The sequence below is a fragment of the uncultured Corynebacterium sp. genome, from assembly GCF_902782855.1.
Taxonomy (GTDB): Bacteria; Actinomycetota; Actinomycetes; order Mycobacteriales; family Mycobacteriaceae; genus Corynebacterium.
Map to the genome: position 1 here is coordinate 1 of NZ_CACZOO010000215.1, position 3337 is coordinate 3337.

The following is a 3337-nucleotide window of genomic DNA, read 5'->3' on the forward strand; positions in this document are numbered from 1 at the left end:
CGGTGCTCCAGATCTTGGAGATGATCATCCCGACCAGGGAGTCGGCGACGTACGCGTAGTCCACACCGTTGCCCACCGTGAGGTCACCGATGGCGGTGGACTCGTTGGCGGTGCCGTCGAAGTAGCCCTGCACGCCGCCCCAGACCAGGGTGATCATCGGGTTGTCCAGCATCGCGAGGATCGGGTTGAGGTCCTCGGGCTCCTGCATGATCCAGTTGTCGGTGACCCTCGCGGTGCGGGCGTTCGCCTGCAGCCGGGCGACCTCGGCGTCGAAGGCACCCTGCTTGTCGGCGGGAACCTGGCCGCGCATCCCCTCGGCGACACGGTCCAGTGCGGCACCGAGGGTCTCCGCGGACGCCGGAACGCAGGTGTCGGCGTCATCCAGGGTCATGTACCCGGCGTTCGAGCGCTCCTGGGGCTGCACCGGGATCACCGGGCGGGCACCACCGTCGGAGAGCCGCTCCTCGTCCGAGGGGGCGTCCTCCCCCTCCCAGCAGCGGGAGGTGAGGTCGGCCTGCAGGCCGGTCGCCAGGGCCTTGATACCCTTGGAGCCGTACTGGAAGGGCAGCTTCGCGAGGTAGCCGATGGTGAAGTAGCCGCCGATGAGCGGGGTGCCGGCCACAGCACCGAGACCCGGGATCGGCGCGATCGGGGGCATCGCGGTCGCGACGACGTCGAGCGGCACGGTGAAGGTGTACATGCCGAGCACCAGGGTCTCGACGACCTCGGAGAGGGTGAGGTCCCGGAAGGCGACGACGGCGTCCGCCTCGCCGTTGCGGATCTTGTCCAGGCGTGCGACGGCGAAGTTGGCGTACGGATCCTCGTTCTCCTCGGCGACCTCGTTGATCTCGGAGGCGTCGCGGGAGACGTCGATGTAGGCGACGTCGGTGCTGACCAGCGAGGCCCGCAGATCGCTCACGTTCGTGTCGAACATCGACCCGAACTGGGCGGGGATACCGGCCCTGGTCTCGGCGGCGATCTGGTCGAAGGCGGCGCGCACGGAGATCGTGCCGGCGTCCCTGCAGGTGGTCTCGCCGGCCGGTGCGGGATTCTCCTGCGCAGCAGCGGCAGGGGCGACCACGACGGTGGTGCCGGCGGTGGCGGCGGCCAGGAGCATGGTGGCGGCGCCGCGCGACAGGCGGCTCATCTTCAACGTCATGCGGGTAGAGTACCCAGACCCCACGGGTTTTGACCTCTCAAGTCGGTGAGCCTGACCTAATGTTACGGATGTCACAGGGTTCCGTGGCGGCGCACGAACCACGGCCCGATCGACGCCCACCGCCTCTGTTCTGCACGGATACGGCGGTCCCGAGGAACCGGACGCCGCACCGGCGCCGTTACACCCCTCCCCCTCTCGGGGGTGGGACGGGTATGTCGACGTGTCCGTCGCATCGCGCGGACCCCACCTGTCCAGCCACTGCGGTGGCGCCACTACACCGCGGTGAGAATCTCTCCGCCGCCGTCACGGATCACCACCGTGTGCTCACTGTGCGCCGCCCTCGAGCCGTCCATGGTCACCACCGTCCACCCGTCGTCGGCGACGCCCACCCGGTCCGTGCCCGCGAACCAGGGTTCGATGGCGAAGGTCATCCCCTCCTGGAGCTTCAGACCCCGGTGAGCGCGCCCCACATTGGGGATGACCAGGTCACCGTGCATGTGGCGCCCGATGTCGTGTCCGCCGTACTCCGCATTCGGCCGGATGCCGTAGTCACGGGCGACCTCTCCGATGGCGTGGGAGACGTCCCCGAGCCGGTTGCCTGCCTTCGCCGCAGCGATGCCGGCGTCCAGCGCCACCCTGGTCGCCTCGACGAGTCTCAGGTCCCCCTCCCCCGGTTCCCCGGCGATGACGCTCACCGCACTGTCGCCGCACCAGCCGTTGAGCTCCACGGCCAGGTCGATGCTCAGCAGGTCCCCGTCGGAGAGCTCGGTGGGGTGGGGCAACCCGTGGAGGGCGGCATCGTTGAGGGAGAGGCAGACGGTGTTGCGGAAGGGTCCGTCACCGAAGTCCGGGTCATAGTCCCAGTAGCAGGACGTGGCCCCGGCGTCCCTGATCATCTCGCGGCACCGGTGTTCCAGGTCCATGAGGTTGACGCCGGGCGCCACCATGCCCGAGAGCTCGGCGAGGATTCTCGCGACGAGGCCTCCGGCCTCCCGCATCAGCGCGATCTCTGCCTCGGTCTTGATCTCCACCATGGTGCCTGTCCTCCCGTGTACGTATTAAAATACCGATCCGGGGATGTACTATAATACCGGACTGCAGAAGGGAGCAACCATGGTCAGAAGCCCACTCACACCCGGACAGGTCGCCGCCGGCGCCCGCCTCGGCAGGATTCTCCGGTCTGCCCGCGCGGACCACGGCTGGACACTCTCCGATGTCGCCGCCGCCGCGCGGATCTCCCCGGAGACACTGCGCAAGATCGAGACCGGTCGCCTCCCCTCACCGTCGTTCGGAACCGTGGTCAGCCTCTGCGACGTCCTGGAACTGGACATCCGGGAGGTCGCGGAATCCTGGACCACCCCCTGAACGGACCGACGTCGCCGCCGTGTTCGATGAATTGTGTGCGCTCGGCTGCCACGCGCTCGGCAAGCTCGATGACCCCGCCGGCGACGCCATGATCCTGTGGGACGAGGCCGAATGACCGCCCACCCCGAGCACCCGGACCCGTGGCTGATCCCTGCTGACGAGATACGGTCTCGTCACATGGTGCGTAGCGCAGCTGGATAAGCCGTCGAAAGCGAAGACGTTGTGAGTCCCGCTACCCCTTGCGTGCCCGCGGCCTTCCGGCCTGCCACGCCCGGACCTCCTCGGCGTCCCACAGCGGCGTCCGTGCGTCCAGGTGCGCCACGGATGCCGGACGCTGACCACGGGCAGCGTATCCACTCCAGGTGCGGATCGTGAGGCCTGTGAACTCCGCGCAGTCAGCCGTACGCCACAGCAGTCGTCCTGTGTCCGCGTCGGTGATAACCGGCCGCATCAGGCGGCCCTACGGTGACGGACCACGACGCCAGTGCCGACGAACAACGCAGCGGAGGCAGCGTACACGGGAGAACCAGTGAACACAGTCCCGAAGTCTAGTCCGCCCCCGAAACCCTCGGGACTTCCCGCCCCACCACCTCATTGCGGCAGTTCCCCCGGAACTCCCGCAACCTTCGATTTTCGGACCATCCCCACCCCAGACACGACAGAACCGGAGGTCACCAACCCTTTCGAGTTCGTGACCTCCGGCTATTGCGGTACGTGGACCGCACATAGTGGAGCTATGGGGAATCGAACCCCAGACCTTTGCATTGCGAACGCAACGCTCTACCAACTGAGCTATAGCCCCGTCATGGCCGC

At 67.8% G+C, this 3337-nt stretch carries 3 protein-coding genes and 1 tRNA gene; 1 reads left to right on the top strand and 3 read right to left on the bottom strand.

The window, feature by feature from the left end; genetic code table 11:
* A partial coding sequence (locus QZV72_RS09215; RefSeq protein WP_297007665.1) for a hypothetical protein occupies nt 1-1159 on the bottom strand: 1159 nt, incomplete at its 3' end.
* A gap of 272 nt (nt 1160-1431) precedes the next feature.
* Nucleotides 1432-2193, bottom strand: coding sequence for a type I methionyl aminopeptidase (map, locus tag QZV72_RS09220; protein WP_297007667.1), 762 nt, complete (start codon nt 2191-2193; stop codon nt 1432-1434).
* Nucleotides 2194-2272: 79 nt separating this feature from the next.
* Here map and QZV72_RS09225 point away from each other — a divergent pair, with 79 nt between their 5' ends.
* Nucleotides 2273-2524, top strand: a complete 252-nt coding sequence (locus tag QZV72_RS09225) for a RodZ family helix-turn-helix domain-containing protein (protein WP_297007670.1) — start codon at nt 2273-2275, stop codon at nt 2522-2524.
* A 729-nt stretch (nt 2525-3253) separates the two neighbouring features.
* Here the strand turns inward: QZV72_RS09225 and QZV72_RS09235 are convergent.
* Nucleotides 3254-3326: transfer RNA gene (locus QZV72_RS09235), tRNA-Ala, on the bottom strand.
* Nucleotides 3327-3337 lie beyond the last annotated feature (11 nt).

What these genes read in the sequence shown, in the direction of transcription:
- map (WP_297007667.1), bottom strand. Translation starts at nt 2,193, where the DNA reads ATGGTGGAGATCAAGACCGAGGCAGAGATCGCGCTGATGCGGGAGGCC.
- QZV72_RS09225 (WP_297007670.1), top strand. Translation starts at nt 2,273, where the DNA reads ATGGTCAGAAGCCCACTCACACCCGGACAGGTCGCCGCCGGCGCCCGC.